Here is a 4,517-nt window from a genome sequence, read left to right as displayed (position 1 = left end):
CGGGGCAGCACCGGGGCGAGCAGGGCCTCGGCGCGGCGGGTGGCGCCCGCGGGGTCCGGCGACTCCAGGCCGATCGCGGCGAGCGCGGTGCCGTCCCGGCGGGCCGCGCCCGCGGTGTTGACCAGGATCCGGGCCTCGCCCTGCTGCCAGAGGTCGACGGGCTTGCCCCGGTGCCGGGCGGCGCGGGTGAAGCCGAGGGCGGCGAGCACGCCGGTGACGGGATCGGCGTCGGCGGTGACGAGTTCGGCGAAGGCGATGCCGGTGGGGACCACGGGCGGGGGCAACTCCCGCAGTCCGACCGCCTCCTGGAGGACGAGCAGCGAGCGGTGCGCGTCGACGGCGGTGGGTCCCGCCTCCGTCTGCCGGAAGACGTCGTTGAAGACCTCCAGGGAGAGCGGCCCGGTGTATCCGGCGCGCAGCACGTGCCGGAGCAGTCCGGCGAGGTCGAAGCCGCCCTGGCCGGGGAAGCGCCGGTGGTGGCGGCTCCACTGGAGGACGTCCATGGCGAGCGGCGGGGCGTCCGCGAGCTGGAGGAAGAAGATCTTCTCGCCGGGGATGTCCTCGATGCCCCGGGGGTCCGAGCCGCGGGACAGGATGTGGAAGCTGTCGAGGCAGGTGCCGAGCGCGGGGTGACCGGCCTTCTCGACGACGCGCCAGGCGTGGTCCCAGGTGGAGACGTGCCGCCCCCAGGCCAGGGCCTCGTAGGCGACCCTGATGCCGAAGTCCTGGGCGAGGTCGGCGAGTCGGGCGAGCTGTTCCGCGGCGAGGTCGTCGTCGTCCACGGCGTGCGGGGAGACGCTGGAGCAGACCAGGACGGTGTCGGCGCCGAGGCGGTTCATCAGCGCGAACTTGTGCCGGGCGCGGCGCAGGTTGGCGGCGAGGAGACCGGCGGGCACCGCCTCGATGTCCCGCAGCGGCTGGTAGAGGTCGATGGTGAGGCCGAGGTCGGCGCACCGGGCGCGGATCCCGGCGGCGTCGAGCGGGCTGGCCAGCAGGTCGTTCTCGAAGATCTCGACGCCGTCGAACCCGGCCCGCGCGGCGGCGGTGAGCCGCTCGGTGAGGGAGCCGCTGAGGGAGACGGTGGCGACGCAGGTGCGCGGCGGGGCGGTCGGGGGCGTGGGCATGGGCGTACCTCGCTTCACTTCGGGGCGGTCACGGCGCCGGCCAGTTCCCCGAGGTCCGCGAGCATCCGGTCCGCGTCGGGTTCCCGCCCGGTGATCAGGCGGAACGCGTCGACGGCCTGGAGGGCGGCCATGCCGCCGCCGTCGAGGACCGGGCAGCCGAGGGCGCGGGCGGTGCGCAGCAGCGCGGTCTCCAGCGGGCGGTAGACGACGTCGGCGACCCAGAGTCCGGGGTGCAGGAGCCGGGCGGGCAGGGGCAGGCCGGGGTGGGCGGCCATGCCGGTGGGGGTGGCGTGGACGATGCCGTCGGCGGCGCCGGTCAGCGCGGACAGCGCGTCGGGAGCGGCGGCGGCGACGCGGGCCGCGCCGAAGTGCGGGGTGAGGGCGTCGGCGAGGGCGGCCGCGCGCTCGGGGCGTGCGTCGACCAGGGTGATCCGTTCGGCGCCGAGGGTGAGCAGGGCGTGGGCGACGGCCGCGCCCGCGCCGCCCGCGCCGAGCTGGACGACCCGCTCCAGGGAGACGTCGGGCAGGCCGCGCGCGAAGGAGGCGGCGAAGCCGGTGACGTCGGTGTTGTGCCCGGTGGCGCGGCCGTCCTCCAGGACGACGGTGTTGACGGCGCCGAGCGCCTCGGCCTGCGGGTCGAGCGCGTCGAGGTGGCCGATGACGAGCTGCTTGCAGGGGTGGGTGATGTTCAGTCCGTCGAAGCCCAGGTCGCGGGCGGACCGCAGCAGGTCGCCGACCGCCTCGGGCGGGACGCCGAGGGCGTCGATGTCGATGAGCCGGTAGAGGTAGCGCAGTCCCTGCCGGTCGGCCTCGCGCTCGTGCAGGGCGGGGGTGAGCGAGGGGCCGATGCCGGAACCGATCAGTCCGACGAGATACGCGTCCTTGGCCACGGCGGCCCTCCCAGCGGCTGACTAATGTACGAACCAGTACGTTAGCTATAGCAGCCGACGCCGCCCCGGGGAACCCCGCCCCCGCAGGAGACCGGCGGGAGAGGTTCCGGCGGCCGCCCTCTCCCCGGACGCCGCCGCACCCGGCTTCTACAATCACCGGCACTGGACCCGCCCCGGAGGAGCCCGATGACCAGCGTCGACGAACCGGCACGACCGAACGGGCGCATCCGTGACGCCGTCCGCACGAAGGCCGAGATCCTCGACGTGGCGACCCAGGAGTTCGCCCGGGTCGGCTACGCGGGGGCGCGGGTCGACGACATCGCGGCCCGCACCCGGACCACGAAGCGGATGATCTACTACTACTTCGGCGGCAAGGAGCAGTTGTTCACCGCGGTCCTGGAGCGCTCGTACGGCGTGATCCGGGAGGCCGAGCAGAGCCTGGACGTGGAGCACCTGGACCCGGTCGCGGCGATCAGGCGGCTGGCGGAGCTGACCTTCGACCACCACGAGCGCCACCCCGACTTCATCCGCCTCGTCTCCATCGAGAACATCCACGAGGCCGAGCACATCGCCTCCTCCGAGATGCTCGGCAGGATCGGCTCCCCGGCCCTCGACGTGATCCGGCGCATCCTGGCCTCGGGGCAGGAGTCCGGACTCTTCACCGCCGACGTGGACGCCGTCGACCTGCACGCGATGATCAGCTCGTTCTGCTTCTTCCGGGTCGCCAACCGGCACACGTTCGGGGCGCTGTTCGGCCGCGACCTGGTCGACCCGGCCCAGCGCGAGCACTACCGGACCATGCTCGGCGACATGGTGATCGCCTACCTGACGGCGGACCGCGCGACGGACTGAGCAGCGGAGCGGTCGACCCCTCCCACCGCCCCACCGCTCCCGCGCGACGGCTCCCGGCGGCTTTCGGCGCGACCTCTTGACAGTGGGGAAACCCGGGCGCAACATCCCTACCCATCGCGACTAACTACCCAGTGGGTTAATTAGCCATCGGTCCGCCGACCCGTCGTCCCCGGGATCCGGCCTCCTCCCCGCCGCTCACTCCGCCCCCGCCGGAGCCCTCGAAGGAGTACCGCCGTGTCCGACCCCGCCACGCCCGCCGTCCCCGCCCCCGCGGCGCCGCCCGGCCAGCCGAGGAAGGCGGCGGCCGCCGCCTGGATCGGCAGCGCCCTGGAGTACTACGATTTTTTCATCTACGGCAGCGCCGCCGCGCTGATCTTCCCGAAGGTGTTCTTCGACGCCTCGGACCCGGCGACCGCGACCCTGCTGTCGCTGGCCACGTTCGGGGTCGCGTACGCGGCCCGCCCGGTCGGCGCGCTCTTCCTCGGCCACTTCGGCGACCGGGTCGGCCGCAAGAAGATCATGGTCTTCACGCTGGTCCTGATGGGCGTGTCGACGTTCCTCATCGGCTGTCTGCCCACCCGGGCCCAGGTCGGCGCGCTCGCCCCGGTGCTGCTGGTGCTCTGCCGGGTGCTCCAGGGCGTCTCGGCGGCGGGCGAGCAGGCCAGCGCCAACTCCATGACGCTCGAACACGCCCCGCCACGGCGGCGCGGCTTCTTCACCAGCTTCACCCTCGGCGGCACCCAGGGCGGCCAGCTCCTCGCCACCCTCGTCTTCCTGCTGGTCGCCCAGCTCCCCGAGGACCAACTCCTGTCCTGGGGCTGGCGGGTGCCGTTCTGGCTGAGCATCGCGGTGGCCGTCGTCGGGTACGTGATCCGGCGCCGACTCGACGAGACCCCGGCCTTCGCCCGCCAGGCCGCCGCCGAGGGCGTGGTCAGGCTGCCGCTCGTGGTGCTGGTGCGCGAGCACTGGGCGGACGTGCTGCGGGTGGTCGCGGGCGCGCTGATCGCCTCGGTCTCCACCATCTTCACGGTGTGGGCGCTGGCCTACGCGACCAGCGACGCGGTGGGCATGTCCCGGTCGTCGATGCTGTGGGTGGGCGCGGTCGCCAACGTCGTGGCGCTCGGCGCGATCCCGCTCTGGGCCGCGCTGTCGGACCGCGTCGGCCGCCGTCCGGTGTACCTGATCGGCGCGGTCGGCAGCGCCGTCACGATGTTCCTCTACCTGTGGGCGATATCGACCGGCTCCTACCCGCTGATCCTGCTCCTGGGCGTCGTCGCCTTCGGCGTCGTCTACAGCGCGGCGAACGGCGTCTGGCCGTCCTTCTACGGCGAGATGTTCACGACCCGGGTCAGGCTGTCCGGCGTCGCCATCGGCACCCAGATCGGGTTCGCGGTGGCGGGCTTCGCCGTCACCTTCGCGGCGGAGATCGCCGGTCCCGACGGGGCGGACTGGTCGGCGGTGGCGCTGTTCACGGCGGCCCTCTGCGTGCCGCCGGTGATCGCCGCGCTCACCGCGCGCGAGACGCACACCGTGCCGACCGAGGACCTCGGCACACGGACGGCCCGCGAGGGCACCCACCGGGAGTCCGTCACGGCCTGAGCGGCACCGGGGGAGGGCGGCGGCGCGGGCGGCCGTGGGGCGGGAGGACCGT

4 protein-coding genes are annotated in these 4,517 nt (G+C 73.9%); 2 read left to right on the top strand and 2 right to left on the bottom strand.

The genetic code is table 11. From position 1 onward, the window contains the following. Together GA0115242_RS18480 and GA0115242_RS18475 are read right to left on the bottom strand one after the other, a co-directional pair. On the bottom strand, nucleotides 1-1,124 hold a 1,124-nt coding region (locus tag GA0115242_RS18480; protein ID WP_141721633.1), incomplete at its 3' end, for a sugar phosphate isomerase/epimerase and 4-hydroxyphenylpyruvate domain-containing protein. Between the two features lie 14 nt (nucleotides 1,125-1,138). Beyond that, nucleotides 1,139-2,014, bottom strand: a complete 876-nt coding sequence (locus GA0115242_RS18475; protein ID WP_093829840.1) for a shikimate dehydrogenase — start codon at nucleotides 2,012-2,014, stop codon at nucleotides 1,139-1,141. Nucleotides 2,015-2,200: 186 nt separating this feature from the next. Here GA0115242_RS18475 and GA0115242_RS18470 point away from each other — a divergent pair, with 186 nt between their 5' ends. Beyond that, a complete protein-coding gene (locus tag GA0115242_RS18470) occupies nucleotides 2,201-2,866 on the top strand; it encodes a TetR/AcrR family transcriptional regulator (protein ID WP_093829838.1) in 666 nt (221 codons plus the stop codon). Between the two features lie 234 nt (nucleotides 2,867-3,100). Then, a complete protein-coding gene (locus tag GA0115242_RS18465) occupies nucleotides 3,101-4,465 on the top strand; it encodes an MFS transporter (RefSeq protein WP_093829836.1) in 1,365 nt (454 codons plus the stop codon). The last annotated feature ends 52 nt before the right edge of the window (nucleotides 4,466-4,517 follow it).

Source organism: Streptomyces sp. SolWspMP-5a-2, from assembly GCF_900091845.1.
GTDB lineage: Bacteria > Actinomycetota > Actinomycetes > Streptomycetales > Streptomycetaceae > Streptomyces > Streptomyces doudnae.
The sequence above is the reverse complement of the archived record's forward strand: the minus strand, read 5'-3'. Positions and strand labels throughout refer to the sequence as shown.